At 35.8% G+C, this 22,461-nt stretch carries 16 protein-coding genes; 9 read left to right on the top strand and 7 right to left on the bottom strand.

Annotated features, from left to right (window positions below):
- Positions 1 to 763 precede the first annotated feature (763 nt).
- From OCI93_RS20365 to OCI93_RS20395, 7 genes are all read right to left on the bottom strand, one after another.
- Positions 764 to 4,456: a hypothetical protein gene (locus tag OCI93_RS20365; protein ID WP_261627185.1), complete on the bottom strand. Its 3,693-nt coding sequence runs from the start codon at positions 4,454 to 4,456 to the stop codon at positions 764 to 766.
- Between the two features lie 301 nt (positions 4,457 to 4,757).
- Positions 4,758 to 5,906 carry a hypothetical protein gene (locus OCI93_RS20370; RefSeq protein WP_261627186.1) on the bottom strand — a complete coding sequence of 383 codons (1,149 nt, stop codon included), beginning with the start codon at positions 5,904 to 5,906 and terminating at the stop codon, positions 4,758 to 4,760.
- A gap of 88 nt (positions 5,907 to 5,994) precedes the next feature.
- Positions 5,995 to 6,672 (bottom strand): alpha/beta fold hydrolase, encoded by a 678-nt coding sequence (locus tag OCI93_RS20375; protein WP_261627187.1) that lies wholly within the window; start codon positions 6,670 to 6,672, stop codon positions 5,995 to 5,997.
- 22 nt (positions 6,673 to 6,694) lie between these two features.
- Positions 6,695 to 7,375, bottom strand: coding sequence for a penicillin-insensitive murein endopeptidase (locus tag OCI93_RS20380; RefSeq protein ID WP_261627188.1), 681 nt, complete (start codon positions 7,373 to 7,375; stop codon positions 6,695 to 6,697).
- Complete coding sequence (locus tag OCI93_RS20385; RefSeq protein ID WP_261627189.1) at positions 7,372 to 10,083, bottom strand: AAA domain-containing protein; 2,712 nt, start codon at positions 10,081 to 10,083, stop codon at positions 7,372 to 7,374. Before OCI93_RS20385 ends, OCI93_RS20380 begins: the two co-directional genes overlap by 4 nt.
- A gap of 17 nt (positions 10,084 to 10,100) precedes the next feature.
- Positions 10,101 to 10,550 (bottom strand): 5' nucleotidase, NT5C type, encoded by a 450-nt coding sequence (locus OCI93_RS20390; protein ID WP_261627190.1) that lies wholly within the window; start codon positions 10,548 to 10,550, stop codon positions 10,101 to 10,103.
- 13 nt (positions 10,551 to 10,563) lie between these two features.
- The gene (locus OCI93_RS20395) at positions 10,564 to 11,262 is read right to left on the bottom strand and encodes an NUDIX hydrolase (protein ID WP_261627191.1); all 699 of its coding nucleotides are present in this window, start codon (positions 11,260 to 11,262) and stop codon (positions 10,564 to 10,566) included.
- 172 nt (positions 11,263 to 11,434) lie between these two features.
- Between OCI93_RS20395 and OCI93_RS20400 the strand changes: the two genes are divergently transcribed.
- From OCI93_RS20400 to OCI93_RS20440, 9 genes are all read left to right on the top strand, one after another.
- On the top strand, positions 11,435 to 12,442 hold the full coding sequence (locus OCI93_RS20400; RefSeq protein WP_065109662.1) for an SPFH domain-containing protein: 1,008 nt from the start codon (positions 11,435 to 11,437) through the stop codon (positions 12,440 to 12,442).
- Between the two features lie 11 nt (positions 12,443 to 12,453).
- A complete protein-coding gene (locus OCI93_RS20405; RefSeq protein WP_261627192.1) occupies positions 12,454 to 13,380 on the top strand; it encodes a diacylglycerol kinase catalytic domain-containing protein in 927 nt (308 codons plus the stop codon).
- A 160-nt stretch (positions 13,381 to 13,540) separates the two neighbouring features.
- Positions 13,541 to 14,395 carry a ribose-phosphate diphosphokinase gene (gene prs, locus OCI93_RS20410; protein ID WP_261627193.1) on the top strand — a complete coding sequence of 285 codons (855 nt, stop codon included), beginning with the start codon at positions 13,541 to 13,543 and terminating at the stop codon, positions 14,393 to 14,395.
- A 10-nt stretch (positions 14,396 to 14,405) separates the two neighbouring features.
- Entirely contained in the window at positions 14,406 to 16,001 is a 1,596-nt protein-coding gene (locus tag OCI93_RS20415; RefSeq protein ID WP_261627194.1) for a nicotinate phosphoribosyltransferase, read from the top strand.
- A gap of 112 nt (positions 16,002 to 16,113) precedes the next feature.
- On the top strand, positions 16,114 to 16,476 hold the full coding sequence (locus OCI93_RS20420) for a hypothetical protein (RefSeq protein WP_261627195.1): 363 nt from the start codon (positions 16,114 to 16,116) through the stop codon (positions 16,474 to 16,476).
- A gap of 14 nt (positions 16,477 to 16,490) precedes the next feature.
- Positions 16,491 to 17,291, top strand: coding sequence for a hypothetical protein (locus OCI93_RS20425; protein ID WP_261627196.1), 801 nt, complete (start codon positions 16,491 to 16,493; stop codon positions 17,289 to 17,291).
- Positions 17,288 to 19,087 (top strand): radical SAM protein, encoded by a 1,800-nt coding sequence (locus OCI93_RS20430; protein ID WP_261627197.1) that lies wholly within the window; start codon positions 17,288 to 17,290, stop codon positions 19,085 to 19,087. Before OCI93_RS20425 ends, OCI93_RS20430 begins: the two co-directional genes overlap by 4 nt.
- Before the next feature lie 82 nt (positions 19,088 to 19,169).
- Positions 19,170 to 21,128, top strand: a complete 1,959-nt coding sequence (locus OCI93_RS20435; protein ID WP_261627198.1) for a S41 family peptidase — start codon at positions 19,170 to 19,172, stop codon at positions 21,126 to 21,128.
- Positions 21,129 to 21,263: 135 nt separating this feature from the next.
- Entirely contained in the window at positions 21,264 to 22,349 is a 1,086-nt protein-coding gene (locus tag OCI93_RS20440) for a hypothetical protein (RefSeq protein WP_261627199.1), read from the top strand.
- The last annotated feature ends 112 nt before the right edge of the window (positions 22,350 to 22,461 follow it).

Here is a 22,461-nt window from a genome sequence, read left to right on the forward strand (position 1 = left end):
CCATTGGAAACTTTATTAGATGGAAAATTGATCTGGGCTGAGAAAAATTTAGCTCAAATCTAGACTGACAGTCACCGATTAAAAAACGGGTAACTGTCAGATCAAGTCTGAGCTAGTACATATCATCTGCTTAATCACAGTTTTTTCTAAGCTCATTATTTTGCCTACTACTAATTAGTATAGTGATTCAATAGGTAACGATTCTTGTTCAACCAAGCTAATATACTTAGAGTTCGACTTATTTAACTGATTTCGCAAATCAGCTATTGACCCTGTATTTACATTAGATAAACACTGCCCTAAATCCTGTTTAAGTCCATTAAGTATTTTTCAGAATAGACTTGATCTAAAGTTAGTGGATTCATTAAATCAGGGAAGTCCAAAAGCCAAAATGCGGCAGATTACCTATGGCTGTCGCATGTTAGTGCTCAAATTAAATTCTAGCTGTAAGCGACCGATCGGTCTTCCATAAGAATATCTACGATAATTGGAGTTCCTGTGATTAATCATTCCAATATAAAGCTAGAACGCTTCTAATGAAGCTGGGTTGGTTTTAGGTACAGATATGAAGCTGAAAGCCTTATAGGGCATATGATACAAAAATATTCACCATATTATGGTCAGAAATTGCATCTGTATTAATTAAAATAAGATACTCTTTTGAGTGGTTAATCTTGTCGAGAATGAGAATTTTCTCAGTATTCTCATTTAGGGGCAGATTCTCATATACGAATAATGCAGGGCTAAGTATTTTAAATAGAGCTTAAACCACAGAACGAGAGCAATTATTTGTTATTTCTTCTAAACTCTTAAATGACTTTATAAGTCGGCTATCTATAGGTAAACCTGATGCGTATTTCATAGGCATTTCAGTATTAGTAATCAGGTAATGTTCAAATGAGGTTATTTCACCTTTAAAGGAAACTCTTTCTTTTACCAAGTCCAAATTTTCAGTGATCCATTTAACTCGTTTAATGTGCTTTAATAGTTCATCGTTTTCTCCATGACCTTTAAAGCGATTCAAAACGTCAGCGACTTCTGAAATTGTTTTTGCCATTTGTAAGTTCTTACATTCTATCGCAATTAACCTACCATCATTACTTAAAACCAGAACATCGACATCACCCAATTCCTGAGGTGCCCCTAGCGTAGGCATCAATACTTCTGAAATAGCTTGCCAGCCGCTGTCTAAAAAGTAATTTTTTATAGTGTTTGTGTAATCAGCACCTCTTTTATCGATCATTTTCCCGACATAGCTTCGCATTTTCTCAGATTCATAAAACTCTGGGATAAATTCTCCATCCATTGCCCTGTCCAGAAAATACATACTGCTTAATTTAATTAAAGATATGCTACAGAAAAGCTCATTTGCGCGTATTTCTAACAAAGGCCGAATTAAGCAACTAAGTCGCCTTTTATGTTTCCAAGGGGCAATATCTCTAAAAACATAACCTTTCGGTGGCTTGTCCCAATTTTTTCTAACTTGTAATGAGAAGTGCTTTATGAAACTTTCTATAACTTGATTTGGTATTTGTCTGTGAGTGTGTATTCTACTAATTAACTCTTCTTGGCTAATGCTGATATATTCGGAACCAGATAAAATGATTTGGTCAATGATTTCAGCTATACAGTCAATATAGTGCGTTGGTGCAAATCCATATTCTGATTCAAATGCATCAGTAAAGTCTTCCTCGAATATATTAGGTTCGGCCTTTTTAGGTTCTTTTTGAGCGTATAGCTCTCCATATCGTTCTACAGACTTTTGAAATTGAAATTGAAAATGACCGGCATAATATGGCTGAAGTACTGCTCTCCAAATGTCTGTAGGAATTTCATAGCTGCCATTGGGGTGCTTTTTTAATATGGGATCGACTAAGTCTGAATTTATTGCGTCACTATCAGATGCAGTATTGACCAAAAGCGAACATAACGATAACAATGACCGTAATTTTGATTTGGTGGAGTTTTCTGCTCCATCTTGCGGGCATTCACAAACAGACATTTCAAGTAACACTCTGCAACAAAGAGACGTTAAACTTCTTTTGGTTTCCAAAGAGCCCGCTACAAGAGTGACATCGTCATGCTTTTGGTGAATAGCTTGGACTGCCTTTGCTGTCCGTTTCCATTGTTGTCGGTCTTGCTCGATGGAATTTATATTCTTAACTAAATCAACTATGAGGGAGTGTTTATTTGTATTTTTTAATATTTGCTTAATTTTTTTCCAAATTTGATCAACGCTAGTATGGAGGTATGTGCCGCAATCTTGTTTATTCGTAAGTGTTTTATTGCATTCATTTATAGAATTTCCAATAATGAGCCCCTGAAAAACAGCTTCCGGTTGATAAAAATAAGTGGGCTTGCTGGCTGCTTTCATGAGAATATGTTCAGTTGTGTCGAATGTCCGATATAAATGGACTACTCTGACCCCGGAATCGGCTAATACATGTTCTATTGCACCTTTTATATACGGACTTATATCAATCCCTTCAACAGATAATATTTCACATATGGCAGATAAGACAGCATTCATTACCTTGTATTCACCAATGTTCTCAACCTGGCCAAAATTAGCTAAAAAATTAGCTTCGAGGGTCAATAAAGCAACATTTGAATCAAAGTGCATAATAATGCCTCGTTGCTTTTCTATATCAAGCTGTAAATCTGAAGCAGCATACAGCGATGACAACTCTAAATTGACTTGAATAGGTTTTTCGCAACATACATCCACTTTAGAATTAATGAACATTAAACAGTCACAAAGAAGGTTGATAAACCCTGACCACCATTCATATATTGTTCCTCGGTCAATATTCAAAGGAAATTGGTCGATTCCAAACCAGATATTTGCAAAATCTAAACTAATCAAACCATTTAGGTAGCCATTATCAATGTGATCAACGCATCCATATAAAGGTAATGACTTCATACCTTCAAAATATGAATCTTTTGTTAATCGTTCACATCTGACCCAATGTCCAAAAGCATCAACAGCACAATGTTTATCGCTTATAGTACGAAGTTCACTTCTTACGTTAAATACATAATCTGTTCCTAGAGTAATATGGTTGTGGGAGTCTAAAGATATTTCTCTTGGACAACATTCAAAATTATTATCTTTCCAAAAACCATAAAAATTAATATCACCATTGAAATTGCTTAGATGAACGCCGTTATCTTGAATCCATCGGCTTTGCTTCGTGCTATAGACAAGTTCTTCAATAGGTTTTCCACCGGCGACTCCAAGTAAACTAAGATCCGCTAAACTTACGGCGACAAATCCCCAACTATCAGGCCATTTTTCAAAGCCTAAGCCGAAGCCTCTTCCTAATCCACCGTGAATACAAATAGTAGTACCTTCATGAAATCCTTTTTGCGCTTTGCAAAGCTCAGAAGTCTCCAGAATAAAGTCATAAATAGCATCTTCACTGTGCTCATTTAAAGAGTGAATGCTATCAAGTCCTTGCACAATCAATTCATTTAAATCGTCATGGATTATTAAGAAGTGAAAATATTCGTCTGATGAATTTTTTAATAACAAGCTTGTAAAAGGAGGTAAATTTGGTGTTTCTTTAAGGTCTTGTTTAAGAGACTCTGCTTTTCCCTTGAATTCTCTTAAAATTTCATTTTTAAGCTGAAAAGCTTGATATTTAGCTAAGACCGATTGAAAAGCTCCCAGAAGTCCTTCCTTATGACACTCTTCAAGAAAAAACCTTCTCACCGCAACACCTATGGCGCTCGGTAAAGTTACTATATAATTTTCGTCAATAGATACAATTGGCTTACGTTCAAGCTTTGTATTTCCAATTGTTTCTAACCCTAATCTTTTTAATTCTTCTTCAGATATAATGAATGGAGCAAGATCTTCAATTTTTATATTTGCATTAGAGAGATCTTCTTTAGTGAAACAACCCCTTTTACTTAGCGAAGCTAATTGGCTCGACACTGGGATATTCAGGGGGCCTTTAGGTAATGATTCTGAGGATACGTTCCTGCTTAAGTTGGATCGTTTAGCTATTTCGTTACTCAATTTGACTAAAGCGATACAGCAACGCTTTGCTTTTTCCATTACTTCAGGGACAGGCGACTTATCAACTAGATCGATTAAGGTTTGTATAAAGTAATCATTGCCTTCCCATAATCCGTTAAAAACTAGACAGTCACCTCCGTTAGTTTGGATATTGGAAACGAAAACATCTTCGATAGGATCTTCCATCATGGATATCATAGAGTTTCCCATTTCAACATTTAATATATTTTTTAATAAAGTTCGAGTCGGAACCTTTTTTCCTCCAGAATAAATAAGTGCCAAATGAACTAATGTTTCTAACCTAACTGAGTTTGCAGATAACGCAGGTATTGTTAGTAAACCAGAGCATAGTTTTAATATACTGGAACGATCAAAGCCTGATAACTTATTACCAATATCTCTACATTTTGGGGAATTCAATGGTTCCATAACAACTATCCTTTTTTATTAACCAGTATATTCAATTGCATTCCGACAACTAGGAAAGGTACTACATCCCCAAAATTCATTGCCTGCCTTTTTACCTTTAATTGCTATCGTAGCAGCATTTTAGAACTGCATTTTGTGCTCTATTTAATATCAGATTTTGCTTTAACAATTTCTTTTACATGCTTTTAGATATTGATGATTAGTCTTTAACCCTCGCTCCAGTCGCCATTTTCGATTTAGCTAATAAAATGAAGGCTAAAAAGAGTTAGTGACAAATGAGTATTATTTCTGTCACCGCCAATTAAATTAATACCTCCAAATCCCTTTTAGTCTCTATATCCGTTAATATTTTAAGGGCTTCACTTTGTTTCGAGACAATTTCACAGCTGTATTCCTTATCATAAGAAAGTGAATTCATTTTGAGTAGGTGCCTCAAATTCTTTTCTGTGAAGAAATAATCACAATACGGTACAGCAGCTTGTGCATGACGAAAATCATAATAATCATTTGCTTGAAACTGTCGTTTCTTATCAACCCTAATGGCCGCGTGTACTCCAGCTCCAACTTTTAACGTAGGAAAATTATCACCTTCCTTGCCCAAGCGAAACATGTTGGTTACAACGTTTATTAGGAGCTTATCTTTATCTTTTTTTTCTTCATCACTTCGAACTTTACCTGTTTCTTTCGTATAAATATGCTCCATTGCTTCAGTTAACATATCCGCAATGTACTCAACTGATAAGCAAACTTCATCAATGAATATCGCTTTAAAAGTCGATGTTTTATCTCTACATTGTTCAGCATCTTCATTTAGGAGTTTCGATAGATCAGGCATTTTGGGTATATCTTTTAGTCCCTGAAAACCAATTATGCTACAAATATCCTGAAGGTTTGTGCACCACATTTGATCAAAGAACACCTTCTGTATAACCAACTCTTCTTGTTTACTAAACGCTGTATTGCATGGAATACGTGTTCCAAGTGATTGACTTGTTTTGGTCCAAGCGAAAACCTCTGGGGAGTATAAGCTTACGCCTTTATTATTATATCTATAGTAAAAATGCAGAATCTCAGCTTGAATTCGTTCTTCTTGGGAAGTGAGACTAATACCGAGAGAAAACTTATCAATAATTTTGATAGAAGCTGATAATGTTTTTTCATCCTCTTGCTTTATTATTTCGTAAAACACATCTTCACTAATGGGACAAATAACTATTCCGGATTTACATAATGATTCCAATAACTCATATGATTTTACTAATGGCCCACTAGTTATTCTTCTAAGATAAACATCACGAAAATATATCCAATACTTTGTATCAAGGTAAATTTTAACCTTTTTTTTCAGGCTTTCTCCCAGCTCTATACGTTTCGAGCGAATATACTGATCCAAAGATATATTAGGGTTGTCCCTGTGATAACCAAAAGTATTTACAAGTTCCATATCCATCCTGTATACCTCGATAGTTCATGAGTTTGCTTGCCGGGTTTTTCTATATCCCCAATGAAAAGACAAATTACTTATTAAAACCTAAATTTTAACTGACAGTACTTACAAAGTTTTTTATTAATATCGCCGTTTCTTTAGGTTGAGCTTGTAATATAAAATGTGGCCCGTCAATTTCTTTTACAACCATATTTTTAAATATTTCAGCTACTTCTATACTCTGTTGGGACGATACAAGACGATCATTTGTAGCTTTTATGTATAAAATTGGAAGGTCATAGGTTTGAGTTGGTGAGTACTGGTGCAGCATTACACTAAGCCTTCTTTTCAATAATGACTCAGGGATAGCTCTGATCACCTCATTAAATTTTTCAACCAACGTGCTTGGCGCTTTTGAACCAAGGAATAGATACCGATAAGCAAATTTTGAAAACGGCATTTTAGAAAGGAATTTTATTGGCATAAGTCTCGCGATAGGTAGCAATAACCTATTCGGGCAATTCAAAAAACTAGCTACCAAAATCACTCCTTTGATATGGCGGTTTTCTAGTTCTAATAATTCAGGAACTATACCCCCAGAAAAAGATTCGGCTAATAAAACAAAGTCCTCACTGGGCAGCTTTTTTTCAATAGTTTTAGATATAGAAACGTGGTCTTGAGGCCCATCCTGAGGGAGTTGGATGACCAAATATTCAGAGCTATATTGAGCCAAGAACTCATCGAAAAGATCACCTGTGCCATCCATACCTGGTAGCAATACTAATTTCAAAATTCCAGTCCTAAGTGTTTATTCATTGCTTTAACTTCTCGCATGGAATGTCAAAATCAACATGATAATGCTCATCATGTCTTACCCATGAACGCTTTTTGGAGAACTGAATATGCTTTTTGAGATAACTAGCGTACTTCGTTTCAAATAATTTGGGTTGAAGCTTTGGATCGAATATCACCCGCCATACATCCACACCTTGCGCTTTAGCTTCTTTGTGTAAAGCCACGATATGAGCGGCTAATGCAACATAATCGATAGCATATTCTTCGTACCTATCTTTAGTGTCGAATTCGATATCATAGCCAAATTTATTGAGAGCATGTGTTGGCAAGTGAACGGATTTACCGGTTTCGTCAACTACCGGCGTCATAAAGTCTACAGATAAACCATTGCGGTGAGTTTTGTGGGGCTTGAATTGTCCACCATCCTCAAACCCTGTTTCGGCATATTTGTAGACTTTGTTAGGCCGTTCTATTTCCAAAGTTTCGTATGCTTTAACGATGATACTTTTTACTTGTGAGTGAACATAAGTGCGTCCGGCTAGTCGTGCAACAGTACTGTAACCAACATAATTTGAACCTGAACTAGGAAGTTCAACACCTTTATCTAACTTTCCATTCGAAGTTGTACCATAGCATGTGCTTTCCTGAGCATTTATGGTCAATGAAAGAGAAATAAATAAGAGAACTAAAAATCTCATATTTGAACCTCTTCCGAATTCTGAAATAAAGACACATTAAGTTTCTTCGCTATTTTCTGTATGCATACACCTTTGTCTACGACCCATAAGCCATAGCTAATAGGTAATACTTCAACACCGGCTCGCTTAAACAACTTATAAGTATTTAGCTCAAAGAAGTCATTCCACGGGCCAGGGAAACCAATTAGATCAATCGCAATATATTGATCATTATGACGGCACAGGATATCAACTTCAGTTCCTGCAATTGTATAACCTGGCCATGTCTTAATTCCTAGTGATGTTAACTCACAGATTACTTTACTTTGGAACTCATCAAGCTCATTTACTGTTGAATGCTTTGCTTCAAACTCATGGATTGACCCTAAATACTTCCGTAATAAATTGTGCTCGGGTAGTGTTGTTTCATCGATTGATAAAAACAATATTTGTTTCTGTCTTGCTCGGGTAATAGTGACATTGAAAACATCGGCTTTGTTTAAGTAAACCGCAGCACGTTTCGATTCATTATCAATAGCAAATGAAATTAGCATGATATCCCTTTCTTCGCCTTGAAACCCGAAAGGTGTGGCTGAACGAAGCTTGTGCTTGAAAATTTCAGCTTCACTAAAGTTAGCTTCAATTTCTTTTGCAATGAATTCAGCTTGGTGCCTAAAAGGAGAAATTACGCCTATGCTGTGAACGATACCAGCGCTATTGTCTTCGTCAATCTGCTCCTTAATAGAAGCTATTACTTGAGCAGCTTCAATATGATTTATACCCGATTTATCTCTAGTCCCTTCTAGTCTGCTCAAATGCAGGTGCCCACTGCTTGTACATGGCCGGTGCTGCATAACTTTTAGTTTGCCTTGATAGAACGAGTGATTACTAAAATGTATTAATTCAGGCTTGCTACGAAAATGCTCATCTAAGAATGCGAGTTGGTCTTGGCTGTTAAGAGAGCTTAAGGTTAGATCAAGGATTGAGTTATCTCGGTAACTCGCTATACCGTTAGTATTTAATGACAGATCATATTTCGACATGATCTGTGCTTCTTTACTTTTTGCTAAGAAAGAATAATGTCGTAATTGTTTTGTATCACCAACAACCATTGCCCTTTTAGCTCTATAGAGTGCAGGCAAGCAACTGCTAATATTACATTGTGTTGCTTCGTCTATAATGACTAAATCGAACATTTCAGCTTTTAAAGGCAGCACACGATACAACGTATTAAGGCTAACCAGCCAAACTGGAAAAGCAGAAAGCAATGCCGAATATTCGATATCATCAAAAAGCTCAAATTGCCGTTTAGATGTTCTGCTTCTTATCGCCTTATTAAACGCTTGTAGGGATTTACGTTGTGTTTCAACTAACGTTTTCAAATTTGTGTTTTTGAGTGCACTTAAATAACTGCTCGCTAATTTTTCTCTATTTTCGTGCTGGCTGTTAATATCACTTAACGAAGACCATTGCTTAACTAAACTGCGAATTCCATTACTTGCCAATGCTAGATACAGTCGTTTCATCCATTGAGAATCTTTTTCTTCTAGTCCTTTTAGTCTCTGCCCCCTAATAATCGCTTTGTGGCAAAAATTAACAAAACGGGCTTCCATTTTATTAAGTGAATTATTCAATTTTTTAAGTTCCAACTCACACGCAGCAGGTTCGTTTTTTAATTCTTCACTAAAGTAGCCAGCTAATAAATCAGCAATATAGCTTTTCAGTTTTTTCAGAAACTCCTTCTGTCCTGCTCTGATTGAAACATCACTTAGGCCAAAGCTCTCATCTAGCTTTTCTGCTATTACATCCAATGCAGCGTCATTATTAGCAACGATGAGAACGGACTCTCCTCTAGCCATGTGTTCTGCGGCTATCGCAGCAATGGTATAGCTTTTACCCGTCCCCGGAGGACCAGAAGCACAGCCTAAACTTGAATTTGCAGCAATTGAAATAATTTTCTTTTGAGGCGTCGACAATAAGCCCGGTAGGTAATCATATTTAAGAAGTTTAGTTGCGTTATTAATATCAGCTGGAGATAAAAGGTTATTCAAAGATGATGATAACTTAGTAGGGGATTCAATAAGTTCCTCTAACTCATGCAGCACGCCACGACTACTCGTCGATCTTTCAACAAAAATTAGCATTGATGCAGGAAGAAGCGTTGTTTTTTTTCTTCTCAGCGCTCGTTTAATTTCATCATTACCAACCAATTCTGGAAAATTCAGTAGTTCAAGAGTGTCTAACTCTAATGGGCTATCTTTAAGCCATGAAGTCCATAGCGAAGCCGACTGGATATTATTGTTGTCAAAATCTGGCATTGCATGCCCTTCGGGCATAAGCAGCTCTACTAGTGACTCATTTATTTCTGGCGCGGGATTATTAACAGAAAAATAGTAGCAATTTTTATCTTTATCTATCGTAGCCTCATTGAACAAAAGCGGCGCTACAACCTGTTTCATTTCCCCTTTTATCTCTATTTTTCCGACCAAAATGAAGCTTGCGTATAGCAATACGCGTTCACGTTGATAAACTTCAACCCGCTTCGTCATTTGCTCCCCAAAGTCACTCGGAATAGGAAGGCGAGGTAGAAAACCAGAGCCCAAGTCATCTTGACCACCTAGCACCAATCGGTCTTCTTCTTTGAGCTTATTCAGGTTCCATAAATTTAGATCCGCACTATCTTCTTTATAGCAATCTCGGTAATAGGAAATTACGCTCTGGTAACTCACATTAAAATTCCATTTTGTTAAACATTATATTTTTGAAGTTGATCAATTACCGTCTTCCAATCAGGATAATTAGCGGAGCCAAACTGCATAATTTTTCCTTCAAAGCTTTCTTGGCCTCTACCCGAAATCAGGTCATCAATTAAGATATCGCCTTTGAGTAACCCTTTATTTGGGCTAATTATTAACTTCTCCGTAAATTCAAACCCGAAGTACTTTTCAATCCACACCCGTTTTTCAGTATATGAAAAAGGGTTTCTTGTCGAAGGTGCTGTAAGTATATACGGATCAAATAATTTCGAATGAATGAGTTTTTTTACACTCTCAATAGCTCCTGTAATAGGAGTTAAATTAGCATAAAATCCATATTGAGACTGTGGAAAGGCGATACTTGGAGTCTCTTCAAGAGCGCTATTAAATGCAGTTGTATAATCACAAAGCACATCATCCATGTCGATATAAACTATCATATTTTTCCTTGCGTTATGTACTCAAATTGCGCTCAAAGTTGACAATATCTACACCCTCTTTTACTTTGTACTGCTGAGCTAAACGACCACCTGACTTCACTTTCTCGTCAATTGTTTCAAACATGTCAGCGGATTCAATTCGGCGAATTAAGCTTTTACGCTGTATCGTTTTTCCAATAATAGTTTCAATAACAGACTTAAGCTGACCTACGGTAAAATACTCAGGTAAACAATACACAGGCACCATTGAATAAAGTGCTTTTTGTTGAAGGCGCTCTTTGGCTTGTTCAATAATAATCTTGTGATCAAAGGCAATTGATAAGCTGTCTATTTTATCAATATCTATCCATTGAACGTCATCAATGGTTTCTATGTGTGACGAGACTTCTTGTGCTGCTATTAAGGCAAAGTAAACCAAGGTTACACTAAACCCTCTAGGATCACGGTCAATACCAGAAAAGGCTTGTAGCTGTTCTAGATATTGAGGTGCAACACTCGTTTTTTCTTCCAGTTTTCTTAAAGCTGTTACATCTGTTGTGGTATCTGAATCTACATCGACAAAACCGCCAGGAAGACCCCAGCTACCGATAAACGGCTCATTTGCTCGTTTAACCATCAGAACTTTTAAAGCATCATCTTTTACGGTAAATAGCACACTATCAACTGTAAATAGGGGATTCTTAAATTCATTAATATCGTAAGTGTTCGTCATCGTGCTCATTCAAAATAAACTTTATGTCTTAATGACACATTAAATCAATTTCTCTTTTATATCAACAAGAACAGTTCACCAAATTAAATAAGAAATAATATTTGACAACTTAGTGTCCTTGAGACATATTTAATATAGTGTCGCTGTGACACATTCATAAAAGGAGATTATTATGTTTGGTTTTAAATATATAAAAGCAGATCCTTCAACACACCTCATGTTATTCAAAGAAGGAAAAATTAAGTTAGAAGGAGTCGGTGTAAATTTTTTCTATTATGCTCCTAGCTCTTCTCTTGTCGCTATACCAAGTAATAGTAAAGAGTTGCCTTTTGTTTTCAGGTTACAAACGTCTGACTTTCAAGAGTTAACTGTTCAAGGACAAGTGACTTATCGAATTGAACAACCTCATGAAGCGGCAAAAATGTTGAACTTCACTATTGATACAAAAGGTAAATACACATCAGAAGATCCTAAGAAAATGGATGAGCGTGTTCAGCGTGCTGTACAGGTTTTGTTGCGAAATCATATTGAATCTAAATCACTTAGAGATTCTCTAGTTTGTGCCCGCGAACTAACCATCGATTTGAAAAAAGATCTAGACGGTGCTGAAGCGATAGCAAGCCTTGGCATAGAGATCACTGATGTTGCACTAACATCAATTAAACCAACTCCTGAAACAGGAAAAGCACTCGAAGCTGAAATTAGAGAAAGCTTATTAAAAGAGGCAGATAATGCAATTTATGCAAGACGCTTATCAAGCATTGAGCAAGAAAAAAGCGTTAAAGAATCTGAATTAGAAACTGAAAAAGCAATACAGAAGAAAGAACAAGACCTTGAAGAGTCACGATTAGAAGCACAGAGATTGAGAAAAATTCAGCAATTTAAAATCAACCAAGAGGATATTACGGCTCAGATTGAAGATGAAAAACAACTCGAAGAATTGGTCTCAATAAACTCAGCTAACGAGAAAGCTCGTGGTGATGCACAAGCTTATAAAATACAAGTGCAAATGCAGGCTTATCAAAATATTGATACTGATAAATTACGAGTAATGAGCATGAGCGGTATGGCACCAGAGCAGCTTATTGCCCAAGCAATAGAAAACTTAACGCAAGGTGATAACCAAATAGGTAATTTGAATATTTCACCTGATCTATTAACAACGTTGACCAATACCTAGAGGAGCTTGTTATGCTCACAGATAGAAAAATAGTGGTTGTCACAAGAAAGACAAGATTGCAGGAATTAAAGGAAAAATACTGCACCCTTGGGCAAGCAAAATTTTACCTTGAACATTTAGGTGAGTCATTCAGTGACTATGAAGAAGAAAGTACTCTTTACTCCAACTCTGTCGCCCAATCTATTAGCCTGTTAAAAACAGTTGGTAGGGTTCAACAACTAGAAAGGAGTGTGCTTTCAACTTACTTGTTTTCTCCTGATGATGTAATCGTAGTCATTGGTCAAGACGGTTTAGTTGCTAATACACTTAAGTATCTTAATGGACAACCTGTAGTGGCGGTTAATCCCATTCCTCAGCTTTATGATGGCCAGCTTTTGCCCTTTTTAGAAGCTGAACTTGGTGAAGTAATTCTACAAGTGCTTAACCAATCTATTAATTCAAAAGCAATTGCTATGGCTGAGGTAAATACCAACATTGGCCAAACATTGTTAGCGGTAAATGATCTATTCATTGGCCCCAAGACACACACTTCTGCAAGGTACATGATGTCTGTTGATAATCAGCAGGAAGAACAAAGCTCTAGTGGCGTTATTATTAGCACAGGCTTAGGTTCTACTGGTTGGTTTAAAAGCATAATTACAGGTGCAAGTGGTATTATGGATAAACCGATTAACCATCACTTACAAAACGGATTCTCGTGGGATAGTGAGTTTCTTTATTATTCAGTTCGGGAGCCATTTCCGTCAGCAAATACCAAGTGCAGTAAGATTTTTGGCAAAATAACCAATCATTCAAAATTCAGCATGTCTTCAAAAATGGCTGAAAACGGTGTCATCTTTTCTGATGGCATTGAGCAAGACTGCCTTGAGTTCAATGCCGGAACTGTTGCCAATATATCTATAAGTAGTCGTGTTGGAAATTTAATCACTCCTCACTAGCTTTCCTCGCTATATCAGTAGGTTATTTTAGCTGTTACACTCACTGACAATAAAAAACAATCTTTGTGTCTTTTTGACACAAATAAAGCTTGATCAATATTTAACTCTTTGCTAAATTAAATTGTGTCCTAGAGACACAATCAATAAAAAGGAAGTAATAATGAAAATATTTAGCCATGACTCAACAGGAAATAAAACACCTATCGACTTTGACAGTTTTACTTTTTCTGGCGGAGAAGAGCACATTCGTTTTAATCCAGTGGACTTTGCAACTACGGTAAAAATAGAGATCTTTGAACGCCTTACTGATTCTTCAAAGCTAGTTCAGTTAATGGTTGCCGTTGATGCGCTCAAAAGACTTTCAAATGAAGCGACCCCTATTGAATTGGTTATTCCTTATTTTCCTTATGCACGTCAAGACAGAGTATGTGTTGAAGGTGAAGCGCTAGGTGCAGCAGTTATGGCAAGCTTTATAAACAATTTAGGCTTCGCCAAAGTAACTATTTGGGATGCGCACAGTGAAGTATCACCAGCATTATTAAATAGAGTCGTAAACGTACCACAAATTAATCTGCTTGAACGATGCGATGAATTAAGCCAACGTCTATCTACAGGCGAACTTACCTTGATTTCACCTGACGCTGGCGCTAGCAAAAAAACAATTAAAATTGCTGAGACATTTAATGGTGAGCCTGAAGTTATTCAAGCACAAAAAATGAGAAATTTGAAAACAGGTGAAATCATTAAAACTGAGATTCTTGGCGATGTTAATGGAAAGAAAGTACTTATCGCTGATGATATTTGTGATGGAGGCAGAACATTTATCGAGTTAGCTAAAGTATTAAAAAACAAAGGCGCTGTGGAAGTATCTCTGTTTATCACACACGGTATTTTCTCAAAAGGATTAGAAGTATTTGAAGGCTTAATTGACGCCATTTATACAACTGATTCATTTAGAGCCGCTGAAGAATTCAGCACGAACAATAAAATTAAATTACAAATTATTGAGATGTAAGGAGACTATCATGACTATTACCGCTGCTAGTATGCAAAAAGATGTTTATAAAGAATTTCACAGCCGTGCTTACCACCCTGATGTAACTGAAGTTTATGCTAACTTCACATCAAGAAGTGGCAAATTAAGTAATGTTGAAAATAGTGACAAAGTAGCATTTGTTGGTCTTCAGTACTTTATTAAAAGTTACTTGCAAGAAGAGTGGGCTGAATTCTTTAACAGTGATAAAGCTGTAGCTGTTGCAAACCATAAACGTATTATGAGTTCAATGTTGGGCTACCCTGTAAACGTCAAGTATTTAGAAGACTTACACGATTTAGGCTATTTACCGTTAAGAATAAAAGCACTACCTGAGGGAACCCTTGTACCTTACTTAGTGCCGCCAATTACAATTGTTAACACCAAAGAAGGTTTTCAGTGGTTAACAAATATGATCGAGACAGTCTTAAGTTGTGAAAACTGGCCAATTCAAACAAGCGCTACTACTTCAGTTGCTTATTTAAAAGTATTCAAGGAATTTGCTAATAAGACAGGATTACCTTTAGATTTTGTTCCTTTTCAAGGACATGATTTTAGTTTTAGAGGTATGTTTGGTAAGCACGCTGCTTCTATGAGTGGTTTTGGTCACTTAGCTTCGGGGCTTGTAGGAACAGATACCATACCAGCAGTATTATTTGCTGAAAAATACTATGGCGCAAACGTGGATAATGAACTTGTAGGCTGTTCTGTAGATGCTACTGAACACTCTGTTACTTGTTCTTGGATCATGGAAGGTGAAATTGAATTCTTTAAATATTTAATGAAGGAGCAATCTCCAACTGGGATATTAAGTGTTGTATCTGATACTTGGGATTTTTGGACATTAGTAACTGATTACCTTCCACAGCTTAAAGACGAAATAATGGCTCGCGATGGCACATTAGTGATTCGCCCAGACTCTGGAGATCCGGTAAAAATATTAACGGGTTATAAAATTTCTCCTGTTTCTGAGTACAGTGAGCTATTCCAAACTCAAGATGAAGCTGAAAAAGATGTGAAAGAAAATGCATATGAAGCATATCGCTGGAATGGTGAATACTATGGTTTCGATAGTGAACAGACTATTCAATTAATGCTTTGTGAAGTTAAAGGGCTTATTGAATGTTTATGGGATACTTTTGGTGGAACGACTACAAGCAAAGGTTTCAAGTTACTTGATGATCATATCGGTGCTATTTATGGTGATGCTATTACCCTTAAACGCCAACGTCAGATTTTACAACGCCTAATGGACAAAGGCTTCGCTTCAAAGGTTGTTTTAGGTATTGGCTCTTACAGCTATCAATATGTGACGCGCGATACTCACGGCTCAGCAGTAAAAGCTACCAGTGTTGTTAAAAGTGGTGAACGTGTTGCTATTTTCAAAGATCCTAAAACAGATACTAAGAAGAAGTCAGCTAAAGGTTTATTAAAAATTGAGCTAGTTGACGGTGAGTTAACCTTGTTTGATAACGTGACTGATGAAGAGGAAACTCAAGGGTTATTAGAAGTTGTTTTTGAAGATGGTCAATTGATAAAAGAAACGACATTATCTGATATTAGAAACGTTATTAACAATCAATTATAGCGCTCAGCATATTAATCAAAAAATAGAACTGTGGTAAACACAGTTCTATTTTCATTTGTACTTTAATACTTTATAGTCCATTTAAAATGAAAATAAAGTGAACGCAAGTAGGATGCAAAGTTTAGACACAAAAATTGAGTTTTTTCTTTCTCAACTTTCAATAGTTGAGAGTCGAGACGTACTCATTTCGAAACTTCGTGAATTTTTCGTAGATACAGTTTCAGATAAGTACGTAATATTTAAACGTTCAATTCTCTACTTCTATTCAGGCAGCGATATTGTCGATACCCATGCGTGCCCTCCGTCAGACATAGACCACGCAGTCACTTTTGACGGTGTCAAAGTCTCCAAAATAGAAAAAGCCTTTTTCGTAGGCGCTGCTTCCAACTCTCTTTTTGAAGTCGAAATTGGTTTTTCGAATAACAACAATAACAACAATAACAACAACAATAATAATGGAAACAACAACGGATAGTTTAAAGAGTACTAATGGAACCTGAACATCTTTTTTACGCCGCTACCATCATATTAGCGATCATTGCTTTATATAACGTTACTTATATTTTGAAACTGTTATACAAGCTCTCAATTTTTATATTCGCTAAAACACCTTCTTCTTCGCTAAAAGTTGGAGATTATATTCGCGTTCAAGGAAATATGAGAATGCCAGCTATAAAATCTCCATTTTTCAACAATATATGTGTTTATTGGAGATATTATATTTACGCTTCTTTTGAATCTAAACGTAAAAAACCTAACAAAGGCATGCAAGAACATAACCCTAGATTAGATGTTCAAGAGTCACACACCCCACCATTTATTGTGGCCCAATCAAACTACTTAATTCATATTGCTTTTACTGATATTTCTTCGGCACTAATTAATTTAACCGCCTCAAAAAACATAAGAAAAAAGCCACCTAATGAGAAAGCGGAACAACTCGTAAAAGATAAATACAAAGCTTACCGCGTTCACGAATATAGATTGCCTATCAATGCTGATGTTGCCATATGGGGCAAAGTAGACAGCATCAATGGCCAGATGATAAATATCGTGCACTCTTCAGATGATAATCACCCAAGCTTTTTATACGCAGGTAGTGCATTAGCTGTTTACTGGCGGTTTATCGAAAGAATACTGCTGTCATTAGCTGCAATTGCCGCGTGTTACGCTCTCAATTTTTACTTGCCTGTTTTAGTGGATAAAAACTTTGTGTTCGTTATAGTCAGCTTAATAGGCATCGGGGTTTTACAAAAGCTAGCCAAAAGAAAATTATTTAAACGCAAATGAATACACAGCAAAAATCCGAATTCATTCACCTTTTATATGCTCCCACTAACTTCTGCAATATGGGGTGTCAATATTGTTACCTAGGCACTGGAACAGATGAAAAGTCGACATTAAAAAATGTTGTTTCAACTTTAGAGAAAGCCGTCAATGATTTTTTGGCTGAGGGCATAACACCTTTTAATTTGTCTTTTCATGGTGGGGAAGCTACTTCAATTCCGAAAGAAATACTCGAAAGCCTTCTCGATTATTCATACCAGTATTACCAAAAATATGGTGAACGTATCAAGAGTGCAGGCTACCCACTAAACCCCGTGCACATCAAAACAAATCTGTTTAACTTTGACAAACTCATAAATGTATTTGAGAAGTATGAAGTATCGATTAGTGGCAGTGTAGATTTACCTTTAAAGCTTCATGAAAAATACAGAACTGATAAAAGAGGGCGCTCTACCCTTACCAAAATAACCAATAATTTAAAGCTTTTAGCAACTTATTCTCATCACAAGAAAATTTCTTGTGTCGTAACTCAAGAGCACTTTCACCATATAGATGCTTTTATCCAAGATATTAAATATATTCATTATGATATTGGCTTAGATATGACAAAGTTCAATATCATGTTTTCTTTCGATAGCCATAAAAACAAAGACAAATTCGGTGGTGGAATCATAGGAACGGAAATGTTGACACAAGATCAACAAGTCCAGTTTTACAAGATACTTTATAAAGAGTTTATTGGTACAGAACTAGAAGAAGGCCTAAAAAAACATTGGTTTAAAGAATTTACGCCCGAATTTTGTTGTAGTGCAGTTAATTGCGGCGACAAATTTTTTCTACTACAGAATAATGGTGATGTTTATGCCTGCCCAAGAGGTCAATCGTCGAAAGAGTTCTACTACGGAAACTTGTTCAATGATTCTATACAAGACATTCTAAATAATGGTTGGCAGACAATTGAAACTATTGAAAATAAACTGCCAGCTGACGATGACTGTTTTACATGTTCCTATCTACCTTATTGCAATCAAGGCTGTGTTTTTGTTCGTGAGCAAACCCAATTAACCAAAAGCTATACCTGTAAGCTACAAAAAGAATTGTATAAAGCCGATGTAGAACGTTACCCTCCATATGATGCTAAATATATTAAAAAATATGCTGCTGAATACAAGTACCAAAATAAAATCCGCAGTTTTAAAAAGGATGAAATTTCATTGGAAAAAAAGAGATTTGTTACTGAAGAATTAGAACATGAAGATAATTCGTTATCACACTTAATTGAGCAAGATCCAGTTCTGCAATCGATTTATTCTGATTCGAATTTTTGCCTTGTTTTAGATGAAGTAGATTACCAACTGTGCAGCAACACGTTATCAAATAAAACCGAGGTCGCTTTACTGGGCGACACAAGCCGGGTGTTGCTAAAAGTAAAACAAGATATTTTTTCAACAAATAGCACCGAAGAAATTAACAATTATTTAATTCTGATGGTGACAAGAAATACCATGGTCAAATACGGTGATGAACAAAGACGAAAACAAGAGCATTTGTTTGATCATCACATTTATCCAAACGCGCTAAAAGCTAAATCAGAGTATGAAGACGGTTACTTCATTTACGACATCACAGCTATTTTAAAACTGCATAGTGATTTATTCATCGACAATATTCGCAATAATCTATTTATTACAACCAAGAAGCTTCGCGAATACCATTACGATAAACAGAAAAAAAATGCGTTTTATCATATTCAAGCGATAAACCTACCATTTCCGTTTATCGAATTTTACTGGCAATAAAATCCTCACTTATTGAAATAGCGATGTTATTACCTAAATTTACTGCTTATAAAAACGAAAAGAAATAAGAAGAAAATTTAAAGTGACCTTATATAAAACACTAATTGCTGCATCTACATTATTGGCTTTAACAGCTTTGATTGGTTGTCAATCCACTAACAATAAAACGACATCCACTTCTCAAAAAAAGCCAAATTTGATGATGCAAAGGGACCTGATATCACAAGAATGTGAAGAGAAACCAGTTATCACAAAAAAGCTAAAGTCGACCAGGCTATCATCATGGAAAAGTCAATCTTCTCTATATGACCGCCCATTCAATAATCGTCATTACAATAAAATATCTAAAAGAATATTTAAGATGTTGGAATCTGCACATTTCAATGTCACAGAGTTAAACAACCAGTTCTCCGAAGTTGTTTTTAATCAACTTATATATTCTCTAGATCCTGATTTTAGATACCTCACTGAAACTGATATTGAAGAGTTAAGTATTTATAAACATTCTTTTGACGATATGTTTAAAACTGCAGATTTAACAGAAGCATATGATTTTATAACTAGTGTTTATAAAAAGATTGACTCAAAATTAAATCATGCTGAAAGCTTACTTGAAAAAAGCTCAGTAAGTGATGGTGAAACTAAAACCTTTACTAAAACTTCGTTAACAAAACGCGCATTGAATGACTCTGAACTGAATAAATTTTGGGTAAAAAAAGTAACTTCAGATCGAAGTAACCTCTATTCCTTGGGGGTTGATAAAGAAAATATCTCGAAGATACTCAAAGCTCGATACAAGTCGATAAGAAATAGTACTGATGCTTATAAATATGATGTATTGATGAACGCTTATAGCCAAAGCATAGATCCGCATACCTCATACATTTCCCCGATATCATGGCACTTTCAAGAACCGGAAGTGGAAAAAAACAAGCAATTTAGCGTAGGAATCAAAATACGTAAAGAAAAAGGTAAATTGGCAATCCAAGAAATTCATTCATCGCTAAAATCAAAAGGAATACACATAAAAGACGAAGTTGTTGCATTGGTTGGTGAATCAAATCAATACATAGATTTAATAGAAAAATCGGAGCTAGAAGCAAATAAGCTACTTACAGGAAATATAGGTACAAAAATAAACATCAAAGTTCTACGAAGAACACCAGATGATTTTGAAATAAAGACTATTGCACTAGAAAGACTGGACGGGTTATCTGCAACCACTACTAACTCTAAACACAACATTGTTTCGAGTTTTAATTCTATTTCTAAGATTGGAACCATTTCTATACCTAGCTTTTATAATGGTTTATCTGAAGACGTAAAACAGGAATTGATTAAGCTTCAGTCTGAAGGCATGAAAGGCTTGTTAATTGACTTGCGCAATAATGGAGGAGGCTCCTTTGTTGAATCGACCAAACTAGCGAGTTTATTTGTTGGACAAGGTCCAATAACTCAAATTTTGGATGGCTCTCGAAATGTCATAGTGCGCAAAGAAAAAGGTTCTCAAGTAGTCTTTTCTGGTTCAATTACTATTCTAGTTAATTACGCTAGTGCCGGAGGAACAGAAATCTTTACTGGCGCGATGAAAGATTATGGTAGAGCATTAATAATAGGTCAGCCAACATTTGGTTACGGAACATTACAGCAATACCGACCTTTAAAGCGCCCTTACGATTCAGGTTCCGATGAACTAGGTAATATAAAATACACAATTGCAAAGTTTTATCGAATAACCGGCGACAGTACACAATTAAAGGGAGTCACTCCTCACATAGCTATTCCTGCGGATATTCATGATGTTCATAGAGAAGAAAACAACAGAAACGCATTGCCATGGGATGCAATAGGCTGCACAACTTACCGAAAATTCACGTTTATCTCAAAAGTCATTGAAGAATTTTCAACTCAAGAAATAGAAAACTTCAAACTTCAAACCACTTTAGGTGAACGAGATGTATTAAAAGCAGCGGAGTTACTTGCTGATAAGTTTACTGCCAAATTAAACAGCCGAATGTTTCAACGGAAAGGTAAATCGTAAACACAAAGAAAAGTAGGCGATCATCCGCTCCTTATCAGTTGAAGTAATTCGTATTATAGATATCAAAGAGCCTCCCAATCGGGGCTCTTCTTTAACTAAGTTCTATAAATAATTATAATTAATCGTAGTAATATTGTGTCAATTCTATTTCCTAATGAATCCTTTCACAGCTTGTTGTTAAGGTATTATCTTCGAGAAGCTAACTACACCAAAATTCTTAAAGGAGTTATATCTGCTAGAGGATACTGGCGTAATCCAAGCCATCTTGATATTCCGGATTTCATCTCAAATTTGCCTGACGAACAACGATTTGAACTAGTAAAAGAAACCTTAATAGTTAACGACAATATATACAGAAAAGATACAGACCTTTTCATATTCAACGTTATAGGCGGCCATTACCAAGGAGCCAATCCCCTTTGCTTTTCAGATATGAGAATATTCAGGAACGGGTACCTAAACTTCTCCATAAATAGAAATATTTATTACTGTTATCATTGCATAATAAATAGTATTGAAGCATTTGGAGTAGGATACTTCAAAAAGGAATGGATTACTGAGGGAAATCACTATTGTAAGGAACACAAAGTTATCCTTAACAAGCTAACAATTGAGAAAGGTGAGAGTGCTATAGATAAAATAATCCAAACTTTGTCTGGAAAAATCCCACCGCCCGAAAAAAATATCGATATTAGTACCCCCTCCAAAAAAAACAACAGCTTATTAAAAGAGTATCTGCCAATATCAACACACTGCTTATGGAATGAAACAATTTCATTTATTCAATATTTTATTATTAATACCTTCAAACAATATGAATTGCAGAATATCAATAATGAATATAAGCGAGCCTTTAAAACTATCTCTACTCCTAAAGGGCAACTTAAGTTCCTTAAATACTCAGATGAGGTATCACTAATAAAATTTATGGTTAATAATTTTTATATTGAGTTAGGAAACTTAATTTATAATAATGCTCGCTTAGTTACCAGTGATAGAGTGATGCACGACGGTTCAAGAATAAAATACTGTTCATTTAAACTTGTCCAAGCAAAATGTGACTCTTGTATTGAGGAACCAAGCGAGTGCTTAAACTCACTCAAAGTCGACTTTGATATGGACGAAGAAAGAGATATACGTCTTATAAAAAAAGGTCATCTACGCTTATTAAATAAAAGAAAGTATAAGCTAGCGAATAATGATGAGCCTAAGATGTACTAGCTCAGACTTGATCTGACAGTTACCCGTTTTTTAATCGGTGACTGTCAGTCTAGATTTGAGCTAAATTTTTCTCAGCCCAGATCAATTTTCCATCTAATAAAGTTTCCAATGG

The organism is Pseudoalteromonas holothuriae (genome assembly GCF_945859825.1).
GTDB lineage: Bacteria > Pseudomonadota > Gammaproteobacteria > Enterobacterales > Alteromonadaceae > Pseudoalteromonas > Pseudoalteromonas holothuriae.